Raw genomic sequence first — 19436 nt, forward strand, 5'->3', positions numbered from 1 at the left:
TGGACCCTTTCCCTGACCGGTTGAACGGAGTGTTCCTCATGCAGACTGCAAAACCTGGTGTTTCGCGCACCCGCCAAGTGGTGGCGGCGGTGATTGGCAACGCGTTGGAATGGTATGACTTCATCGTCTACGGCTTTCTCGCCAGTATCATCGCCCGGCAGTTCTTCCCCTCGGAGGACGAATACGCCTCGCTGCTGATGGCGTTGGCCACCTTCGGCGTGGGCTTTTTCATGCGCCCGGTGGGCGGCATCCTCTTGGGCATCTACGCCGACCGCAAAGGCCGCAAGGCGGCGATGCAGTTGATTATCCGGTTGATGACCGTGTCCATCGCGCTGATCGCCTTCGCGCCGAATTATGCTGCCATCGGCATGGGCGCGCCGTTGCTGATTGTGGTGGCGCGGATGCTGCAGGGGTTTGCTACCGGCGGTGAGTACGCGAGTGCCACGGCATTTCTGGTGGAAAGTGCACCGGCCCATCGCAAGGGATTGTATGGCTCCTGGCAACTGGTGGGGCAATGCCTGGCGGTGTTCGGTGGGGCAGCGATGGTGGCGCTGGTCACGCATTTCTTTTCGCCCGAAACCCTCGACTTGTGGGGCTGGCGCCTGCCGTTTGTGCTGGGCTTGCTGATCGGCCCGGTGGGGTTGTGGATTCGTCGGCACATGGAAGACCCGGAAGAGTTCATCGAAGCGCGCAAGCAAGCCACTGGCCCGGCGCCGAGCCTCATGCAAGTGCTGCGTGAGCATCGGCGCAGTATTCTGGTGTCGATGGGGCTGGCCTGCGGCGCGACGGTGTCGTTTTATGTGGTGCTGGTGAACATGCCGACCTTCGCTCACAAGAACCTTGGCCTGCCGCTGGACCAGGTGCTGATGGTGCAGATGTTTGCGGTAGCGCTGATGACTGTGGTGATTCCGTTGTCCGGCCTGCTCTCGGATCGATGGGGACGGCGGCCGGTGTTGATGGCCTTCACCTTGGCGTTCTTCGTGATGGTCTACCCGTTGTATGTGTGGGTGGCCGCCGCGCCGTCTATCGAGCGCCTGCTGGTGATGCAGGTGATGTTGTGCACGGCGATTGGCGGGTTCTTCGGGCCAGCGCCGACGGCATTGGCCGAGCAGTTCCCTATCGAGGTGCGCTCGACCGGTGTGTCGGTGGCCTATAACGTGGCGGTGATGGTGTTCGGTGGTTTCGCGCCGTTGATCGTGACCTGGCTGAGCAAGGTACTGGGCACGCCGGTGGCGCCCTCGTTCTATGTATTGTTTGCGTGCGTGCTGACGCTGCTGGGCACTTACTGCATGCGCGAGGCACCCCGTGCGAGCAAGCCGCTGCCGTTTTCCAGAGAGGTGAAGCCTTGAGTATTGTTGATTGGGATGCCACTGAGCTGTCGCGGGCCATTCATGGGCGGCAGGTGTCGTGCGAAGAGGTGATGCAGGCGTACCTGGCACAGATTCAGCGCTTTAACCCTGGCGTGAATGCGCTGGTGTCGTTGCGCGACAGCGAGGCCGTGCTGGCCGAGGCGAGGGCGTGCGATCGTGAGTTGGACCAGGGCCACTCCCGTGGCTGGATGCATGGCATGCCCCAGGCCATCAAGGACCTGGCGGCCACCCGGGGCTTGCGCACCACCCTGGGCTCACCGCTGTTCGCCGAGCATGTGCCGGGCGAGGACGCCATCAGCGTGGCGCGGGTGCGGGCCAGTGGCGCGATCATCATCGGCAAGACCAACGTGCCGGAGTTCGGCCTGGGCTCCCACACCTACAACACGCTGTTCGGTACCACCGGCAACGCCTATGACCCGCGCCTGGCGGCCGGCGGTAGCAGTGGCGGAGCGGCGGTGGCCCTGGCGCTACGCATGCTGCCGGTGGCCGACGGCAGCGACATGATGGGCTCGCTGCGCAACCCGGCGGCGTTCAATAACGTGTTCGGCTTGCGCCCCTCCCAAGGACGGGTGCCCCACGGGCCGATGCCGGAGTTGTTCGTGCAGCAACTGGGCACCGAAGGCCCGATGGGGCGCAGCGTGACGGATGTGGCTCGGTTGCTGAGCATCCAGGCCGGTTACGACCCTCGCACGCCGCTGTCATCCCAGGCCGATCCGGCGGTGCTGGGCCAGCCGTTGCTGCGCGACTTCAAGGGCGTGCGCCTCGGTTGGCTGGGGGACTACAACGGTTATCTGCCGATGGATGATGGCGTGATGAGCCTGTGCGAAGCGGCGCTGGTTGATTTCGCCAGGTTGGGCTGTGAAGTGCACAGCTGCCAACCGGACTTTTCCATGGCGCGCCTGTGGCGCTGCTGGTTGGTACACCGCCATTGGCTGGTGCACGGCAACCTCGGCGCGGCCTATGCCAACCCACAAAAACGCGCGTTGCTCAAGCCCGAAGCGCAATGGGAAGTGGAGGGCGGCCAGGGCTTGAGTGCCCAGCAGGTTTACCAGGCGTCGGTGGACCGCAGTGAGTGGTACCGCGCTTTGGGCAAGCTGTTCGAACGTTACGATTTCCTGCTGTTGCCCACCGCCCAGGTGTTCCCTTTCGATGCACAACAGCCTTGGCCGCGCCTCGTCGGCGGGCGTGAAATGGACACTTATCACCGCTGGATGGAGGTGGTGATCGGCCCGACCCTCGCCGGTTTGCCGAGCATGAGCATCCCGGTGGGCTTCAACCCCCAGGGCTTGCCCATGGGCCTGCAAATCATCGGCCCGGCGCAGGCCGACAGGGCCGTACTGCAATTGGCCTATGCCCATGAACAACTGACCCAATGGGTACAACGCCGGCCACCGGCGTGCCTTGCAACGACCCGTTGAGCGCTGACCGGGCCTGTATCTTGCTGTGAAAAAAGATCATCCACCGGCAACAGGGAGATCGAACATGGAGACAGGCACCGTACGCTCGGTTGAGCGCGCTCTGGCAATCGTCGAGTTGCTGGGCGAGCACCAAGCCCTGGGGCTGGAAGAACTGCACTACCTCACGCAGCTGCCCAAGGCCACGGTGTCGCGCATGTTGCTGACCTTGCAGGAACAGGGGTGGGTCTACCGCGGCCTGAGCGATCGGCGTTACCGCCTGCGTGCCCGGCGCTTGTATCGGCGATACCCAGCAACGCTTCAAGCGCCAGGTGGTGGAGAGCGCCGCGCCCTGGTTGCTGGAGCTCAGCGAGCGCACCGGGCTGGTGGTGGACTTGTCGTGTTTCGATGGTGAGCGCCTGGAGGTCATGGAAAGCGCGATCCCCCGCGTGTTGCGCAAGCTGTACCCGAACAACTGCCAGATCGTCGGCCAGTATGCCAGCCTGTTCCATTCCGCGATGGGCAAAGCCTGCTTGACGCAATTGCCGGCCGAAGAAGTAAATCGCCTGGCAGGCCGTAATCATGTGGCGGCAGACGAGCACTATCGCGCATGCGAGCAAACCCAGCACCAGGGCTTTGGCCAGCGTACCGAGGGCTATTGGGAATATCCTGTGCGTTTGCCGTTCCTGATCCGGGCGGTGGCGCTGCCGGTGCGCGCCAATGGCCGCCTGGTGGGGAGCATGGCGCTGCATTGGCCAATGCATCAGGCGCCGGTGGAGCGAGTGTTGAATTTGCATATGGGCAGCCTTGAACAGGCGGTGTGCGAAGTGCAGCGAACGCTGGATTAAAAACACCGCAAAACCCTGTGGGAGCTGGCTTGCCTGCGATGGCGGTGTGCCAGGCGAGAAATGGTTGACTGATACACCGCCATCGCAGGCAAGCCAGCTCCCACATTTGAATTTGCGCCGGTTGTGAGATTGCGCTTAAGGTTCGCCCAGGTTTTTTGCCCCATGAGTCTTTATGTTCAATGTCAAACCTCTGGTCTTCGCGCTGCTGACCTGTGCTGCCGTGCCCGCCCACGCCGACTGGTACCTGGATAACGAATCCTCACGCCTGTCCTTCGTCACCACTCAAAACACCGAAGTGGCTGAAGTCCAGCGCTTCCTGGTATTGCATGGCAAAGTCGACGCCAAAGGTGCGGCTCGGCTGGAAGTGGAGCTGGACTCAATCAACAGCGGCATCCCGCTGCGCGACGAGCGCATGCGTAAAGAGCTGTTCGAGATCAAGACCTTCCCCGAAGCGCAGATCAGCGCGCAAATCAATCTGCAGCCCATCAATGACCTGGCATCCGGCGCGCAGTTGGAATTGCGCCTGCCCTTGAGCGTCACGCTGCACGGCAAGACCCAGACCTACAGCGCCGAACTGCTGGCCACGCGCCTGGATGAGCGGCGTTTCCAGGTGGTAACCCTGGAGCCCGTGGTGCTGCATGCCGAAGATTTCGACCTGGCGCCCGGTGTGGCTACCTTGCGCAAGGCGGCGGGGCTCAAGTCGATCAGTTTGTCGGTGCCGGTGGGTGCGGTGCTGATCTTCACGGCGCGCTGACATGAGCGGCGCGGTGTTCCCGTGGCGCAGCGCCAATCAGTTCGAATTGCTGATCGACGGGCCGAATTTCTTCCCGCAGATGCTGGTGGGCATCGCCCGGGCTGAGCAGCAGGTTGACCTTGAGTTGTACCTGGTCGAAGCCGGTGCCTGCGCCGAGGCCATGGTGCAGGCACTGGTGCTGGCTGCCGAACGCGGCGTGCAGGTGCGTTGCCTGTTTGACGATTACGGCAGCCTGGCGTTTACCCTGGGGCTGCGCAAGCGCTTGACCGACGCCGGCGTGACGCTGCGCTTTTACAACCGCCTGAATTGGCGGCGCTGGATGCGCAACCTGTATCGCGACCATCGCAAGCTGCTGCTGATCGACCAGCGCATTGCGGTGGTCGGCGGCACCGGTGTCACCGACGAGTTCTGGACGCCGGGGCAAGACACCGCCGACTGGCATGAAGTGATGGTGCAGATCAGCGGCCCGCTGGTGCTGGACTGGCAGGCCCTGTTCGATCGGCAATGGCACGCTAACGCCGCGCGCCGTGAATGGAAACCGGCGACCCATTTTGGTTTGCCCCGCTTACCCAAGGTGCCCGCCACCGGGCCGGGGCTGGGTCGCGTGGCGTATGCCGATGCGCGTCAGCACCGTGACATTCTGCAATCGTTGATTCGCGCCTTGAACAGCAGCAAATCGCGTATCTGGCTGGCGACCCCATACTTCCTGCCCACCTGGAGCGTGCGCCGCGCCTTGCGCCGGGCGGCAGGGCGCGGTGTGGACGTGCGTCTGTTGCTCACCGGCCCGCGCACCGATCACCCGTCGGTGCGTTACGCCGGGCACCGTTATTACCCGCGTCTGCTGCGTTCAGGGGTGCAGATCTTCGAATACCAGCCGTGCTTCCTGCACCTGAAGATGGTGCTGGTGGACGATTGGGTGAGCATTGGCTCGTGCAATTTCGACCACTGGAATTTGCGTTTTAACCTGGAAGCCAATCTTGAAGCGCTGGACCCGGGATTGACGGCGGCGGTGGTGGGCAGTTTCGAAGCGGACTTTGCCCAGAGCCAGGCGGTGAGTCTGGAGGCATGGAAGGCGCGGCCATTGTGGCGGCGGGTAAAGCAGCGGGTGTGGGGCTGGATTGATCGGTTGGTGGTCAACCTGCTGGATCGGCGCGGCTAGTCGGGCCAACTCAATCAACTGTGGGAGCTGGCTTGCCTGCGATAGCATCACCTCGGTACACCTGACAAACCGAGGTGCCTGTATCGCAGGCAAGCCAGCTCCCACAAAAGCCAGCTCCCACAGCGACCGTGTTGACAGCTTCAGATCAGAGCAGTTCGAAGGTTTGCTGCTGCACATCCTGGGAATCCAACCCGATCTGTACATTGAACTCACCCGGTTCGGCTGCGTACTTGAGCTGGGTGTTATAGAACTTCAGGTCGTCCTCGGTGAGGGTGAAGTGCAGCGTGCGCGCTTCGCCAGCCTTGAGCATGACCTTCTGGAAGTGCTTGAGCTCCTTGATCGGGCGGATCATCGAACCGGCCACGTCCTGGATATACAACTGCACAACCGTTTCGCCATCGACCTTGCCGGTGTTCTTCAGGGTGACGCTGGCGTCGAGCTTGCCGGTCTTGTTCAGCGTGGTGGACGACAGTGCCATGTCCGACAGGCTGAACGTGGTGTAGCTCAGGCCATAGCCAAACGGAAACAGGGGACCGGTGGTGTCATCGAAGTACTGTGAGGTGTAGTTGCCCGGCTTGCCTGGGGTGAATGGCCGGCCCACGGTCAGGTGGTTGTAGTAAGTCGGAATCTGCCCCACCGAACGAGGGAAGGTGATCGGCAGTTTGCCCGACGGGTTGTAGTCGCCGAACAGCACGTCGGCAATGGCGTTGCCGCCTTCGGTACCTGCGAACCAGGTTTCCAGGATCGCATCGGCCTGTTGGTTCTCTTCAAGAATCGACAGCGGACGGCCGTTCATCAACACCAGCACCAGCGGTTTGCCGGTGGCTTTGAGGGCCTTGATCAAGTCGCGCTGGCTTTGCGGGATGTTCAGGTCGGTACGGCTCGACGATTCGTGGGACATGCCACGGGACTCGCCCACCGCCGCGACGATGACGTCGGCGTTGTTCGCCGCCTTCACCGCTTCATCAATCAGCACCTGGGCAGGGCGCGGGTCATCCACCACTTCCGGGGCATCGAAGTTGAGGAAGTTGAGGTAGTCGAGCACCGCTTTGTCGCCGGTGATGTTGGCGCCACGGGCATAGATCACTTTGCCTTTTTCGCCGATCACGGCGTTCATGCCGTCGAGCAGGGTCACCGACTGCGCAGGCCGGCCGGCAGCAGCCCAACTGCCCATCATGTCGATGGGTGCCTTGGCCAGCGGGCCGACCAGGGCAATGGTCGCGGATTTTTTCAGCGGCAGGGTGTCGTTGTGGTTCTTGAGCAACACCAGGCTGCGGCGCGCAATGTCGCGGGCCTCGGCGCGGTGCAGGCGGCTGTCGGCGTAGGTGTCGACCGGGTCATCCTCGGCCTTGCCGATGCGCAGGTATGGGTCCTTGAACAGGCCCATGTCGTACTTGGCACCGAGCACTTCGCGCACGGCGTTGTCGATGTCGCTCTGCTGGATTTCGCCGGACTTGAGCAGCCCCGGCAATTCCTTGCCGTACAGCGAGTCGTTCATGCTCATGTCGATGCCGGCCTTGATCGCCAGCTTGGCGGCTTCACGCCCGTCTTTGGCCACGCCGTGCTTGATCAGCTCGAAGATCGCGCCGTGGTCGCTGACGGTCAGGCCCTTGAAGCCCCAGTCCTTGCGCAGCAGGTCGTTCATCAGCCAGGTGTTGGCCGTGGCGGGCACGCCGTTGATCGAGTTGAGCGCCACCATCACGCCGCCGGAGCCAGCCTTGATCGCTGCGTGGTAGGGCGGCAGATAGTCCTGGTACATCTTGACCGGGCTCATGTCGACCACATTGTAGTCGCGCCCGCCTTCCACCGCGCCATAGAGGGCAAAGTGCTTGACGCTGGCCATGAGGCTGTCGGCATTTGCGGGGCTGGTGCCCTGGAACGCCTTGACCATGACTTCGGCAATGCGTGACACCAGGTAGGTGTCTTCACCGAAACCTTCTGAAGTGCGGCCCCAGCGCGGGTCGCGGGAGATATCGACCATCGGCGCAAACGTGATGTCGAGGCTGTCGGCGGCGGCTTCCTGGGCGGCGATGCGCCCGGAGCGGCCAATGGCGTCCATGTCCCAGCTGGAAGCCAGGGCCAGGCTGATCGGGAAAATGGTGCGGTGGCCGTGGATCACGTCATAGGCGAAGAACATCGGGATCTTCAAGCGGCTGCGCATGGCCGCGTCCTGCATCGGACGGTTTTCCGGGCGGGTGATGGAGTTGAACGTGCCACCGATGCGGCCGGCGGCGATCTCCTTGCGGATCAGCTCGCGGGGCATTTCCGGGCCGATACTGATCAGGCGCAATTGGCCGATCTTCTCATCCAGGGTCATTTGCTTGAGCAGGTCGCTGACGAAGGCGTCCTTGTCGTTAAGCGCAGCAGGCTTTGTTTCTGCCCATACGGGGTGGCTGGCCAGAGTGGCAACAAGGCCGAGCAAACACAGCTTTTTCATGAATATCCTTTTTCGGCGACTGCGCAGCATTCAGAGAGATGCTGTCGGCCAAAATGTGGGGAACGTCTATTGTTGTTCGGGTGTTGTTCAGATAAATGCAGCACACTCTGAACTCTTTTTCGCGCTGGGCATCTTTGTAGCTGATTGGCTCGAAGCATTCCAGTGGTGGCGGATTATGCCCCAAGCGCGTGGTTTATAGGGTTAGTCGTCACATTCCATCAGATCGGGCAGGAGAAACACTATGCAAGCAGCACACACTTATCGCTGGGGCTTCAAGGCTGCGGCGCTGTTACTGATCAGCAGCGTGCTGAGCGGTTGCGGCATCAACAACATCCCGACCCTGGACGAACAGGCCAAGGCCGCCTGGGGCCAGGTGCAGAACCAGTACCAGCGCCGTGCCGACCTGATCCCCAACCTGGTGGAAACGGTGAAGGCGTATGCCGCCCACGAACAGGAAACCCTCACCGCGGTGATTGAAGCGCGGGCCAAGGCCACCTCGATCCAGGTGGATGCGAGCACCCTGGACAACCCCGAGAAGCTCAAGCAGTTCCAGCAAGCCCAGGATGGCCTGAGCGGCGCACTCAGCCGTTTGATGGTGGTGTCCGAGCGTTACCCGGACCTGAAGGCCAACCAGAACTTCCTGGCCTTGCAATCGCAACTTGAAGGCACCGAGAACCGTATCGCTGTGTCTCGCCGTGACTTTATCCAGGCCGTACAGGCTTACAACACCGAGATCCGTACTTTCCCGGGCCGCCTGTGGCACAGCGTGATGTACAGCGATTTGCCGATCCGCGCCACGTTTGAAGCCACCAGCGCCGATGCCGATAAAGCGCCGCAAGTGAAGTTCAAATAAGGCTGCACTGAGGTGTCGATGCGTTTATTACGGATAGGCCTGGCGCTGTGGCTGTTGGCCTGCGTGGGCGTGGCCCAGGCGGCACTGAGCTTCCCGGCGCTGACCGGGCGGGTGGTGGACAGCGCGCAGATGATCGACCCGGCGGTGCGCGAGCAACTGACCCAGCAATTGCAGGCGCTGGAGCAGACCTCGGGCGACCAGCTGGTGGTGGTCACCGTGCCCGACCTGCAAGGTGTGCCCATTGAGGACTACGGTTATCAACTGGGCCGCCAGTGGGGCATTGGCCAGAAGGGCAAGGACAACGGCGCGCTGTTGATCGTTGCCCGTGATGACCGTCAATTGCGCATCGAAGTCGGCTATGGCCTGGAAGGTGTGCTGACGGATGCGCAATCCTGGGTGATTATCAACCAGGTGATCCTGCCCAAGTTCAAGGCCGGCAATTTCAGCCAGGGCATCAGCGACGGCGTGGCCGCGATGATCCAGGTGGTGGGCGGTGAGCCCTTGGCGGTGCCGGCTCATGTGGCGGATGCGAACTTCGCCATGGATAATCCCGGTTTTTCCATCGGCCTGTTTATTCTGCTGATCGGCGTGCTGTGGCTGTGCAATCGCATGGGCTTGCCGGTGGGCGCTATCCTGCTGGCGATTCTCAACAGCAGCGGGCGCGGCGGTGGTGGGGGCGGCGGTGGCGGTGGTTTCCGCGGCGGCGGCGGTGGTTTTGGCGGTGGCGGGGCTTCGGGCAGCTGGTAATGACAATAACGAGAATAGAGCATCTACAACCATGGCATTACTGACTGAACACGAGCAGCGCCAAGTCGCCGAAGCGATCGCCCGGGTCGAGAAAACCACCGACGCGGAGTTGGTCACCGTGCTGGCGGCGCGCGCCGACGACTACGCCTACATTCCGTTGCTGTGGGCGAGCTTGATCGCGTTGGTGGTGCCGGGCGTGGTGCATTACCTGTCGGGTTACCTGACCATGTACACCTTGCTGGTGGCGCAGTGGGCGACGTTCATTGTGCTGTGCCTGGTGTTCCGCTTGCCCAAGGTCACTACTCGGCTGATCCCGCGTTCGGTACGCCACTGGCGTGCGTCCAACCTGGCGCGGCGGCAGTTTCTGGAGCAGAACTTGCACCACACGCTGGGCAGCACCGGGGTGCTGATTTTTGTCAGCGAGGCTGAGCGTTATGTGGAGATCCTGGTGGATGAGGGGATTTCCAAGCGCCTGGATGACAGCAATTGGGACGCTATTGTCCAGGCGTTTACCCAGCAGGTGAAACAGGGGCAGACGCTGGCCGGGTTCATCGCCTGCGTTGAAGCCTGTGGCGAGTTGCTCAAGGTGCATGTGCCCGTTACTCACACCCGCAACGAACTGCCCAATCGCCTGGTCGTACTCGAATAACTGCTTTCTGTGGGAGCCGGGCTTGCCCGCGATGGCATCGCCTCGGTTTGCCTGATTAACCGAGTGGCCTGCATCGCAGGCAAGCCAGCTCCCGCACAAGGCAGCATCCTTATTCGGGTTGATTGACCGTTGATCAAATAACCCCGTGCCCTGAACCCCCATCCCGCCTAAAATGCCCGGCATTCTTTACCCGAGGCGTTTTTGTTCATGTCCGTCACCGCTCAACCTGCCCGCCCTGCGCCGGATCATCATGCCCAGTTCATCGAACTGTTGAGCGCAAGCCTGGCCCAGAACGCTTTTATCAAGCTGGTGCTGGCCAAGTACGTCGGTGAGGAAGCCGAGTTGCAGCGGCTGATCATCAAGCCGGTGGTGGTCAAGGACCGGCCATGCCTGTCGTTCGTCTATCGCTACAAGACCCGCGATATCACCAAGAACTTCCCCTTGGCCGACGGCGTTGCGGCGATCGGCGAGCTGTTGCCCAGCTCGTTCAAGAACGCGCACTTGCTGGCGCTGACCGACGAAGCCCAGTTGGAATACAGCAAGAAGAACAAAAGCTCGCTGTTCAAAAGTAAACCGCAGCAACTGCGCGAGGCGCCTTCGGCTGAGCATAACCGCGAAAAAAATCGCTTCCTCGACCTGAGCCGGCCGTTCCTCGCCGACCTGGGCGTGACCGACGCCAAGCAGGCGCTGATCCCCTCGATGTCGCGCAAGTGGAAGCAGATCAACAAGTTCATCGAAGTGTTCAGCCATGCGCTGACGTCGTCGCCGTTGCAGCTCGACCGCCCGGTGCGTGTCGCCGATTTCGGCTCGGGCAAGGGCTACCTGACCTTCGCCATTCACGATTACCTGCGCAATACCCTCAAGGCTGAGGGCGAGGTCACCGGTGTCGAGTTGCGTGAAGACATGGTCACCCTGTGCAACAGCGCCGCCGCACGCCTGGAACACCCGGGGCTGGTGTTCAAATGCGGCGATGTGCGCAGCGTGGCGCCCAGTGAGCTGGACGTGATGATTGCCTTGCATGCCTGCGACATCGCCACCGACTACGCGATCCACACCGGCATCCGTTCCGGTGCGTCGATCATCATGTGCTCGCCGTGCTGCCACAAACAGATCCGCCTGCAGATCCAGAGCCCGGCGCTGCTCAAACCGATGCTGCAATACGGCCTGCACCTGGGCCAGCAGGCAGAAATGGTCACCGACAGCCTGCGTGCATTGTTGCTTGAAGCCTGTGGCTATGAGACCAAGGTGTTCGAGTTCATCTCGTTGGAACACACGAACAAGAACAAGATGATCCTGGCGGTCAAACGTGCCGAGCCTGTGGACAACGCGCAGCTATTGGCAAAAATCCAGGAGCTCAAGGCGTTCTATCACATCACCGAGCACTGCCTGGAAACCCTGCTGCGCGGGGATGGCTACCTGGCTTGAAATGGGCGCGGTTCCCTGTGGGAGCTTGCTCCCGTGACGGCCCCGGCGGCCAGCGCATATCTACCTGACGCCCCACGATCCAAATGTGGGAGCTGGCTTGCCTGCGATAGCGGCCTGACAGCCGACGCCTATCTGCCTGACACCCCACAATCCAACTGTGGGAGCGGGCTTGCTCGCGAAGGCGGCCTGGCAGTCAACACCGTTGGATTGTGTGTATATCCATTCCTGCGGTAACGGCCACCTAGGGTTCCGCTCTGACAGCGGCTCACTTTTGAAAAGCCGGAATGCCGGCCCAGACAAAAGTAAGCAAAACGCTCTTGCCCCACCACTCGGCACCTCGCTTAGGCTCGGTGTGCCCGTAATCCGCCAGTGATTTGGGGGGCCGCCGCCACGCGCCATCCATGGCGCGGGGCGGCTAAACCGGCATCCCTGCCGGTTTACCCCCCAAATCCCTGTCGAATTCCGGCCAGCGTGGTTTGACGGGGCGCTTGAGATCAAAAGCAGATCAAGATCAAGAGCGGCTCGCTTCGCATCGTGGTTATCGTCGACCGTTACAGCGTTGTGTAGATACTTTTGGCTATCGCAGGCAAGCCAGCTCCCACAGTTGGAATACGTGCGTGCTTAGAAGAAACGCGTCACGCTGATCTTCGCATCACGCCCTTTCGTGTACGCCCGGTCGCCGCTCAAGGCCGGGCGGAAGTTTTTGTTGAACAGGTTGTCTACCGTGAAGTTCACCTCGGTGCCTTTGAGGTACGCCTGCTGCGGTGTCCATTTGGCGAACAGGCCCTGGGTGTTGTAGCGCTTGTTGCCGTACTGGTCGTAGAACAGATCGCCGACGCTGGAGCCCGGGCCGCCCGAGTATTTGTCGCTGGGCAGGCGGTCGGTGGCGCCGATGAACTGGCCCATCCAGCCCACCTGGGCATCCCAGGCCGGGATGTGGGTACCCAGTACCAGCACCCATTTGGTCGGCGGGATGTCCCGCGCTGCCACGTCCGGGCCCCAAGGGTTGGTGTAGGCGCCTTGGTGCTGGCCCTTGGCATAGGCGAACGACACCGAGCCAAACAGGTAGGTGGAGTTGTAAATCGATTCGAGCTCAACGCCCTTGATGGTCAGGCTGCCGATATTGCGGTAGTTGGACATCGGCCCAGGCGGGCAAGCTGAAGCGATGCTGCCGCCATTGACTGCCTGGTTCTGGCAGCCCACGCCGGTGGCCTTGAAGATCTCGTCTTCGACCTTGTTGTGAAACAGGGTGGTGCGCAGTTGCAGGTTATCGTCCTGGGCGATCAGGTTGTCGAAGCTGGTGATGTTGCCCAGGGTGATCGAGGTGATGCGCTCCGGGTCCAGGTCGACGCTGGTGGCGGTGCGACTGCCCACGCCCTGCACTTCGTATTGTTCGTCGATCACCGGGGCGCGCCAGGTCTGGCTCCAGTTGGCGAACAGCCCCACGTTCGGCGTCACGGTCCAGAACAGCGCCAGGCGTGGCGACCAGCCTGTGTAGGTGCGGTCGCTGTAGTCGTGACCCACTGCCGGGTTGGGGTTGTTGTAGTAGGGCGCATCGTTGCCTTCGCCGCGGTTGCGCACATGGTCATAGCGCAGCGACGGCGTGATCGTCACGTCGCCCAACGTCACCGCGTCCTGGATAAAGAAGCTGTTGGTATCAACTTTGCCGTGGGGCATGAAGCCTGGCTGGAAGTGCCCGTAGTTGTAGCGCGGCGTGTTGTAGGTGGCGCCGGGCATCCACATTTCGGTTTCGCGGGTGTGCTTGCGGATTTGCCCGCCAACCGTCACGGCATGCTGCAAGGGGCCGGTGTCAAACAGGCTGACGTTGCGGATGTCCAGGAGCTTGTCGGTGTAGGCGGTGTCCATCTTGCGCCCGCCGGTGGCCAACTGGAAAAACGCCGTGGCGTCACGCTCATCGGTCTGCTCGGTGTTGGACTGTGAGTACTTGACGGTCAAGTCCACCAGCGGGTTGTCCAGCGGCTGGTATTCATACTTGCCCGACCAGGTGGTGTCGACCGTGTCACGGTGGGCGAGGAAACGCTTCAACGCGCCTTCGTAGCCGTAGCGGTCGATGTTGAACTGGGTTGGCGGCGTGGGGTAACTGGCGGCGGAAAACGGGGTCCAGCGGTTGCTGTGGGAGCGCGAGTATGACAGCCCGACACTGTGCTCATCGGTAAAGTGCGCGTTGACCTTGAACAGCTTGCCGTCCACATCCTGGGCGCTGTTGGGCAGGCGCTGAGGGTTGATCGGGTACTCATTGTTGTCGTTGGGCAACTTGGCGGCCACTTTCATATCGCCGCCGTCGCGTTGGGTCAGGTAGGCCAGCGCATCGAAACGGCCGTCGTCGGTACGGCCATACACGGCACTGCTGTAGACCTGCTCATGGTCGTTGCTGGAGTAGCCATATTTGAGCATCGCACCGCTGTTGCGGCCGTCCTTGAGCAGGTCCGGGGCGTCCTTGGTGACCATGTTGACCGTGCCGCCGAAGCCGCCATTACCGGTGAACGGCGAGTTGGGACCTTTTTCCACTTCGATGCGCTTGATCAGCTCGGGCTCGATAAAGACTGTACCTTGCTGGTAACGCTCAAAGCCCGTCTTGGTGGCACCGTCAACGGTCAGCGGCACGTCTTCGGCATCGCCGAAACCGCGGATGTTGATGGTCTGGCCGCCGGGTTTCAGCGAGCCGCCCTGGCTGACACCGGGCAAGGTCTGCAACAGGCTGGGAATGTTATTGGACTGGTAACGGTCGATGTCGGCCTGGGTCAGGGTGGAGCGGTTGACGGTGCTGGCGTTCACCTCGTTGCCGGTGCCGATCACGCTCAAGGTGTCCAACTGGATTGCCCCACCGGTGGTGGTGGTTTTACCCTCATCGGGGCGCACCACGTAGGTACTGCCGACCTTGAGCAGGATGAGTTCACCGTTTTTGAGCAGGGAGCGGATGGCCACTTCCGGGGTGTAGTCACCGTTAAGCGCCGGGGCCTGCACATTCTTGAGCAGGGTTTCATCGAACAGCAGCTGGATTTTCGCCTGCTGGGCCACCTGGCTCAGGGACGTGGCCAGCGACTGGGCAGGCAGGTGCAGCTTGAATGACTCGGCTTCGGCGCTGAGGCTCAAGGCCAGGCACATAGCCATGAGTGTCGGTCGAAGAAACAGGTGCGAAGCGTGACAAGGCGCGCGAAACATGAAATCCCCCGGAGCGGCTAAATAGCCAAAAAGGTGTGCGTATCAAACACGGACAGGAGGAAGACGGGGCAGGCAAAAAAAACCACACATGCGAATGCAAAATATTCTCATGTGTGGTGTTGCCGCCTATTTGCTTGGCTCGATTCTCATAATGCCGTCCGCCGAGAGTACGGTTTTCACCGGCAACAGCGCGGGCAAGGCATTGAGCAGGGCGTCCGGGTCATTCACATCCAGGTTGCCCGAAACCTTGAGTTGCGCCACGGCCTTGCTCACCTGCAACGACGCCTGTGGACGGTACAGGCTCAGTTCGTCGATCAGGCTGGCCAGCTCGCGATTGCGAAACGACAAGTGCCCGCTGCGCCAATCGGCGACCTCTTCGGCGCTGAGGCTTTGCGGTTGCACGGTGCCTTTGGCGTAGTTGTATGAGGCCCGTTGCTGGGCGCCGAGCAGGGTGACGGGGCTTTTGCCATTGGGCGCGAAAGCGACCTGACCATGGGCAACGCTGACCACCAATTGCTGCTGCCCTCGGCGCACATCGAAAGCAGTGCCCACCACCCGTACGCTCGACTCGCCGGCTTGCACGTAGAGGGGGCGTTCCTTGTCGGCGGCCACTTCGAGGTACAGCTGACCTTTGTCCAGGTGCAGCACCCGTAGATGGGCGCTGAAGTCCACGCGGATATGGGTGTTGGCATTCACATACAAGGTACTGCCATCCGGCAGATTCAACGTGCGCATGCCCTTGGCCTGGGTGGCAACCTGGCTGTGATACAGCTCGCGCGGTGCGCCGATAGAGGTCGCCAACACGGCGCACACCAAGGCAGCGGCCACCGCCAGGGCAGGGCGCCACAAGGCGGGCTTGCGCTTGGGCAGTGCCAGCGGTTTGTTCAGTTGTTGCAACTGGGCGAGGTCGGCCCATAACTGTTCGAATTCGGCATAGGCGCGCCCATGGTCGGGCACCGCCTGCCAGGCGGCAAAGGCTTTACGGTCGGCGCGGCTTACTTCGTTGCGGTTGCGTGCAAACCAACTGGCGGCCTGGGCATCGATGGAATCGCTCGCTTGGCTGTCCAGCGCGTTTGTGTCGCTCGGGCGGTTCATTCTGGCTGCTCCGTGCCGGTGTCGGGTTGAAGGCGTCGCTTGCAGTGCAGCAGGGCAAAGGCGATGTGCTTTTCCACCATGCTGGTGGAGATGCCCATGCGCGTTGCGATCTGCGCCTGGCTCAAGCCTTCGAAGCGGTGCAGCATAAGGGCTTCTCGCCGGCGGGGCGAGAGTTCGGCGAGGACTTCTTTCAACTGTTCCAGGCGTTGCAGGCGAAGGGCGGCGGCCATAGGGTCGTTGTGCTCGTCGGTGACCGGCTCGGCATCCATTTCGGCGTGATCAGGGTGGACGATTTGCCGTACCTTCTGTTTACGCCAGTGATCGCGCAGCAGGTTGCGTGCCATCTGGAACAGAAACGCCCGTGGCTGCTCGACCTTGGCCCGGTCGCGGTAGCCCAGCCATTGGGTAAACACATCCTGGGCCATGTCTGCCGCATCGCTGGCGTTGTCCGTGCGTTTGCGCAGGAAATACAGAATGTCTGCATAAAACCCGCGACAGGCATCGGCCGACGACGGGTCGGGCTGGGGAGGAGACATGGATACCCTTCTTGACGAAGCACGATGTGGAAAAGTCGCGAATGATATCGAGAATTATTGTCATTTGTCTCCAGCTAAATAGATCTCCCGTGTTTGGCTGGAAAAAATTGGGGCATGGCCTTTAATCCTACAAGTTTGGGAGCGATATCCCACTCAAAGGAGAAAGTCATGGCTGGATGGTATGAGTTGAGTAAAAGCAGTAACGGGCAGTTTCGTTTCGTGCTTAAGGCGGCGAACGCAGAAACCATATTGACCAGCGAGCTTTACACCACCCGCGGTGCTACTGAAGCCGGCATTGCTTCAGTGCAGACAAACAGCCCACATGATGAACGTTATGAGAAAAAAGTGGCCAGCAACGGCCAAGCGTTCTTCAACCTCAAGGCGGCCAATCATCAAGTGATCGGCAGCAGTGAGCAGTACACCTCTACAGCCGCACGAGACAATGGCATTGCCAGCGTCAAGACCAATGGTCCCAGTGTCACTATCAAGGACAAGACCTGACGGTTGTGCAAGAAGGCCTACGCCCGGCTCGCGAGAGCCGGGCGTTTTTTATACCGATGACAGCAACGCTTGGAGCTGTCCGATCCCTGCTTCGCCCAACGGGAACACCGGCAAGCGCGGATGACCCACCTCCAACCCGGTCAAGCGCAACCCGGCCTTGATCGTCGCCGGCAGCCCGCCTTTGAGGATGAATTGCAGCAAGGGCAACTGTCGGTAGAACAGCTCCCGCGCCTTGTTCAAATCATCGGCCAGTACGGCCTGATACAAGCTCAGGTTCAGTTGCGGGATCAGGTTCGGCGCCGCGGTGCACCAGCCTTTGGCGCCAGCCGCGAAGGCTTCCAGCGCCAGCGGGTTGCAACCGTTGTAGAACGGCACGTCACTTTGCAGTTTCAACTGGTGCATGCGCTGGATGTCGCCAGTGCTCTCCTTGACCATCGTCACGTTCTCGACCTGCTTGAGGATGCGCAGGATCAGCTCCACCGACATGTCGGTGCCGCTGGTGGCCGGGTTGTTGTAGAGCATGATCGGCACGCCGATGCTGTCGCCGATGGCGGCGTAGTGAGCGAGGATTTCCGCGTCACTGAGTTTCCAGTACGAGGCCGGCAGCACCATGACCACATCGGCGCCGTGCTCTTCGGCGTAGCGGGCGCGGCGTACGGCCTTGGCGGTGGTCAGGTCGGACACGCTGACAATGGTCGGCACGCGCTTGGCGACTTTCTTGATGCTGTAGGCGCTGACTTCATCCCACTCGGCATCGCTCAGGTAAGCGCCTTCGCCCGTGCTGCCCAAGGGCGCAATGGCGTGGACGCCGCTGTTGATCAAGCGGTCGATGGAGTGCCCGAGGGCGTCGAGGTCAACGCGTTGGCCGTCGGCACTGAAGGGGGTGATGGTGTAGCCGATGATGCCGTGAATGGTTGGGTTGGACATGGGAAAAACTCCGGTCGAAAAGGGGGACAATCAGTTCAGGCAGTCGGCGTGCTTGCGCAGGTTTTGCCGGGCGTAGTAGTTGAACGCGGCGCCGTGGCGTTTGGGCTTGGAGATCCAGTCATGGGCCTCGCGCCCCAGCTCCGGCAGGATCGGTTTGACGCTGCCCGCAGACATCGCCAGCAACTGCAACTTGGCAGCCCGTTCGATCAGTTGCGCAATCACGCAGGCTTCTTCGATGTTGGCCCCGGTGGACAACTGCCCGTGGTGCGAGAGCAGGATGGCGCGCTTGTCGCCCAGGGCCGTGGTGATGATTTCCCCTTCTTCGTTGCCCACCGGCACGCCGGGCCAGGCCTCCAGGAACGCGCAATCTTCGTACAGCGGGCAAAGGTCCATGTGCGACACCTGCAACGGCACTTCCAGCATCGACAGCGCGGCAATGTGCGTAGGGTGCGTGTGGATGATGCAGTTTACATCCGGGCGGCCGCGGTACACCCAGGTGTGAAAACGGTTGGCGGGGTTGGGAATGCCATGGCCTTCCAGTACTTCGAGGTCTTCGTTGACCAGCAGCAGGTTGCTGGCGGTAATTTCATCAAAACCCAGGCCCAGTTGCTGGGTGTAGTAGGTGCCGGGCGTCGGCCCACGTGCGGTGATCTGCCCGGCCAGGCCGGAGTCGTGGCCGTACTCGAACAGGATTCGGCAGGTCAGCGCCAGCTTTTGCCGGTCGGTCCACGTATTATCTGCCAGGCTGTTTTGCATCTGGCTCAGTGCTTGCTTGACCAGTTGGTCTTTTGGGAGTGCTAATGTCTTGGCCATATCGGTGTCCTTTGGATGGTTCAATGGACGTCGGATTTGCTGGTCGCCCGCTGCTCGCAAGGTCGTTGGGTGAGTGCAAATGACACTAAAGATGCTATATGACACTTTGTGTCATTGGCAAGCCTGTCTCATCGCTTTCTGCATGGATTAACCGCAGCAAATGTCTATCCGCTTGAAAATATTAAGAAAAAAACTTGGCGTAACCCTGGAGGCCCTGGCCGAAAAATCCGGGATGACCAAGAGTTACCTGTCGAAAGTCGAGCGCGGGCTCAATACGCCCTCCATCGCCGCGGCATTGAAACTGGCCAAGGCTCTGAACGTGAAGGTCGAAGAGCTGTTCAGCGAAGACAACGTCAGCCTCGACAGCTACAGCCTGGTGCGCAGCCATGAGCGGCCCGACACCTCGCCGGGTTATGCGGTGCTTGCCCACCAAGTCAGCGAGCGCAGCCTGCTGCCGTTCATCATTTATCCGCCGGCGGAGTTCACCGACAAGACCTTCAAGGAGCACTTGGGAGAGGAGTTTTTATTCGTGCATGAAGGCCAGGTTGAGGTGGATTTCATGAGTGAGCGCGTGCTGTTGGCGCGCGGCGATGCGCTGCATTTCAACGCGCAGAAACCCCACCGGATTCGCTCGGTGGGAGAGGTGCAGGCGCAGTTGCTAGTGGTGGTGCACAGCGCTGAGGAATGAGGCTGATCCCGACTTGAAATGCAGTCAATGTGGGAGCTGGCTTGCCTGCGATAGCGG

General features: G+C 61.3%; 16 protein-coding genes and 1 pseudogene. 11 read left to right on the forward strand and 6 right to left on the reverse strand.

The window, feature by feature from the left end; translation table 11 throughout:
* Positions 1 to 38: 38 nt before the first annotated feature.
* The 5 genes and pseudogenes from AB4P90_RS07850 (at position 39) to AB4P90_RS07870 (ending at position 5525) form a co-directional block, all read left to right on the forward strand.
* Positions 39 to 1349, forward strand: a complete 1311-nt coding sequence (locus AB4P90_RS07850) for a citrate-proton symporter (RefSeq protein ID WP_014717321.1) — start codon at positions 39 to 41, stop codon at positions 1347 to 1349.
* The gene (locus tag AB4P90_RS07855; protein WP_395605782.1) at positions 1346 to 2788 is read left to right on the forward strand and encodes an amidase; all 1443 of its coding nucleotides are present in this window, start codon (positions 1346 to 1348) and stop codon (positions 2786 to 2788) included. The genes AB4P90_RS07850 and AB4P90_RS07855 overlap by 4 nt, the downstream gene beginning before the upstream one ends.
* 64 nt (positions 2789 to 2852) lie before the next feature.
* Positions 2853 to 3612 (forward strand): annotated as a pseudogene (locus AB4P90_RS07860) (helix-turn-helix domain-containing protein).
* A gap of 172 nt (positions 3613 to 3784) precedes the next feature.
* Positions 3785 to 4366 carry a YceI family protein gene (locus AB4P90_RS07865; protein WP_395605783.1) on the forward strand — a complete coding sequence of 194 codons (582 nt, stop codon included), beginning with the start codon at positions 3785 to 3787 and terminating at the stop codon, positions 4364 to 4366.
* A 1-nt stretch (position 4367) separates the two neighbouring features.
* A complete protein-coding gene (locus tag AB4P90_RS07870) occupies positions 4368 to 5525 on the forward strand; it encodes a phosphatidylserine/phosphatidylglycerophosphate/cardiolipin synthase family protein (RefSeq protein ID WP_003189367.1) in 1158 nt (385 codons plus the stop codon).
* A 145-nt stretch (positions 5526 to 5670) separates the two neighbouring features.
* Here AB4P90_RS07870 and bglX read toward each other — a convergent pair whose 3' ends face one another.
* Positions 5671 to 7962: a beta-glucosidase BglX gene (gene bglX / locus AB4P90_RS07875; RefSeq protein WP_395605784.1), complete on the reverse strand. Its 2292-nt coding sequence runs from the start codon at positions 7960 to 7962 to the stop codon at positions 5671 to 5673.
* A 241-nt stretch (positions 7963 to 8203) separates the two neighbouring features.
* Here bglX and AB4P90_RS07880 point away from each other — a divergent pair, with 241 nt between their 5' ends.
* From AB4P90_RS07880 to AB4P90_RS07895, 4 genes are all read left to right on the forward strand, one after another.
* Entirely contained in the window at positions 8204 to 8815 is a 612-nt protein-coding gene (locus AB4P90_RS07880; RefSeq protein ID WP_014717327.1) for a LemA family protein, read from the forward strand.
* An 18-nt stretch (positions 8816 to 8833) separates the two neighbouring features.
* Positions 8834 to 9562 (forward strand): YgcG family protein, encoded by a 729-nt coding sequence (locus tag AB4P90_RS07885; RefSeq protein WP_168224204.1) that lies wholly within the window; start codon positions 8834 to 8836, stop codon positions 9560 to 9562.
* A gap of 31 nt (positions 9563 to 9593) precedes the next feature.
* Positions 9594 to 10211, forward strand: a complete 618-nt coding sequence (locus AB4P90_RS07890) for a TPM domain-containing protein (protein WP_032903207.1) — start codon at positions 9594 to 9596, stop codon at positions 10209 to 10211.
* Between the two features lie 207 nt (positions 10212 to 10418).
* A complete protein-coding gene (locus AB4P90_RS07895) occupies positions 10419 to 11636 on the forward strand; it encodes an SAM-dependent methyltransferase (RefSeq protein ID WP_106111526.1) in 1218 nt (405 codons plus the stop codon).
* Between the two features lie 621 nt (positions 11637 to 12257).
* Here AB4P90_RS07895 and AB4P90_RS07900 read toward each other — a convergent pair.
* The 3 genes from AB4P90_RS07900 to AB4P90_RS07910 form a co-directional block, all read right to left on the reverse strand.
* Positions 12258 to 14819: a TonB-dependent hemoglobin/transferrin/lactoferrin family receptor gene (locus AB4P90_RS07900; protein ID WP_395605785.1), complete on the reverse strand. Its 2562-nt coding sequence runs from the start codon at positions 14817 to 14819 to the stop codon at positions 12258 to 12260.
* A 126-nt stretch (positions 14820 to 14945) separates the two neighbouring features.
* Entirely contained in the window at positions 14946 to 15914 is a 969-nt protein-coding gene (locus AB4P90_RS07905; protein WP_288855166.1) for a FecR domain-containing protein, read from the reverse strand.
* Positions 15911 to 16450: an RNA polymerase sigma factor gene (locus tag AB4P90_RS07910; protein WP_395605786.1), complete on the reverse strand. Its 540-nt coding sequence runs from the start codon at positions 16448 to 16450 to the stop codon at positions 15911 to 15913. Before AB4P90_RS07910 ends, AB4P90_RS07905 begins: the two co-directional genes overlap by 4 nt.
* A 168-nt stretch (positions 16451 to 16618) precedes the next feature.
* On the opposite strand from AB4P90_RS07910, the gene AB4P90_RS07915 reads away from it, so the two are divergent.
* The gene (locus tag AB4P90_RS07915; protein ID WP_395605787.1) at positions 16619 to 16951 is read left to right on the forward strand and encodes a YegP family protein; all 333 of its coding nucleotides are present in this window, start codon (positions 16619 to 16621) and stop codon (positions 16949 to 16951) included.
* 48 nt (positions 16952 to 16999) lie between these two features.
* Here AB4P90_RS07915 and AB4P90_RS07920 read toward each other — a convergent pair whose 3' ends face one another.
* Together AB4P90_RS07920 and AB4P90_RS07925 are read right to left on the reverse strand one after the other, a co-directional pair.
* Positions 17000 to 17878, reverse strand: coding sequence for a dihydrodipicolinate synthase family protein (locus tag AB4P90_RS07920; protein ID WP_395605788.1), 879 nt, complete (start codon positions 17876 to 17878; stop codon positions 17000 to 17002).
* 30 nt (positions 17879 to 17908) lie between these two features.
* Complete coding sequence (locus AB4P90_RS07925) at positions 17909 to 18691, reverse strand: aldolase (protein WP_014717335.1); 783 nt, start codon at positions 18689 to 18691, stop codon at positions 17909 to 17911.
* Between the two features lie 160 nt (positions 18692 to 18851).
* On the opposite strand from AB4P90_RS07925, the gene AB4P90_RS07930 reads away from it, so the two are divergent.
* Complete coding sequence (locus AB4P90_RS07930; RefSeq protein WP_014717336.1) at positions 18852 to 19379, forward strand: helix-turn-helix domain-containing protein; 528 nt, start codon at positions 18852 to 18854, stop codon at positions 19377 to 19379.
* Positions 19380 to 19436 lie beyond the last annotated feature (57 nt).

The organism is Pseudomonas sp. B16120 (genome assembly GCF_044218845.1).
In the GTDB taxonomy this organism is placed as follows: Bacteria; Pseudomonadota; Gammaproteobacteria; order Pseudomonadales; family Pseudomonadaceae; genus Aquipseudomonas; species Aquipseudomonas paracarnis.

What these genes read in the sequence shown, in the direction of transcription:
- AB4P90_RS07885 (WP_168224204.1), top strand. Translation starts at nt 8,834, where the DNA reads ATGCGTTTATTACGGATAGGCCTGGCGCTGTGGCTGTTGGCCTGCGTG.
- AB4P90_RS07865 (WP_395605783.1), top strand. Translation starts at nt 3,785, where the DNA reads ATGTTCAATGTCAAACCTCTGGTCTTCGCGCTGCTGACCTGTGCTGCC.
- AB4P90_RS07910 (WP_395605786.1), bottom strand. Translation starts at nt 16,450, where the DNA reads ATGTCTCCTCCCCAGCCCGACCCGTCGTCGGCCGATGCCTGTCGCGGG.
- AB4P90_RS07895 (WP_106111526.1), top strand. Translation starts at nt 10,419, where the DNA reads ATGTCCGTCACCGCTCAACCTGCCCGCCCTGCGCCGGATCATCATGCC.
- bglX (WP_395605784.1), bottom strand. Translation starts at nt 7,962, where the DNA reads ATGAAAAAGCTGTGTTTGCTCGGCCTTGTTGCCACTCTGGCCAGCCAC.
- AB4P90_RS07930 (WP_014717336.1), top strand. Translation starts at nt 18,852, where the DNA reads ATGTCTATCCGCTTGAAAATATTAAGAAAAAAACTTGGCGTAACCCTG.
- AB4P90_RS07850 (WP_014717321.1), top strand. Translation starts at nt 39, where the DNA reads ATGCAGACTGCAAAACCTGGTGTTTCGCGCACCCGCCAAGTGGTGGCG.
- AB4P90_RS07905 (WP_288855166.1), bottom strand. Translation starts at nt 15,914, where the DNA reads ATGAACCGCCCGAGCGACACAAACGCGCTGGACAGCCAAGCGAGCGAT.
- AB4P90_RS07890 (WP_032903207.1), top strand. Translation starts at nt 9,594, where the DNA reads ATGGCATTACTGACTGAACACGAGCAGCGCCAAGTCGCCGAAGCGATC.
- AB4P90_RS07880 (WP_014717327.1), top strand. Translation starts at nt 8,204, where the DNA reads ATGCAAGCAGCACACACTTATCGCTGGGGCTTCAAGGCTGCGGCGCTG.
- AB4P90_RS07870 (WP_003189367.1), top strand. Translation starts at nt 4,368, where the DNA reads ATGAGCGGCGCGGTGTTCCCGTGGCGCAGCGCCAATCAGTTCGAATTG.
- AB4P90_RS07915 (WP_395605787.1), top strand. Translation starts at nt 16,619, where the DNA reads ATGGCTGGATGGTATGAGTTGAGTAAAAGCAGTAACGGGCAGTTTCGT.
- AB4P90_RS07920 (WP_395605788.1), bottom strand. Translation starts at nt 17,878, where the DNA reads ATGTCCAACCCAACCATTCACGGCATCATCGGCTACACCATCACCCCC.
- AB4P90_RS07900 (WP_395605785.1), bottom strand. Translation starts at nt 14,819, where the DNA reads ATGTTTCGCGCGCCTTGTCACGCTTCGCACCTGTTTCTTCGACCGACA.
- AB4P90_RS07925 (WP_014717335.1), bottom strand. Translation starts at nt 18,691, where the DNA reads ATGGCCAAGACATTAGCACTCCCAAAAGACCAACTGGTCAAGCAAGCA.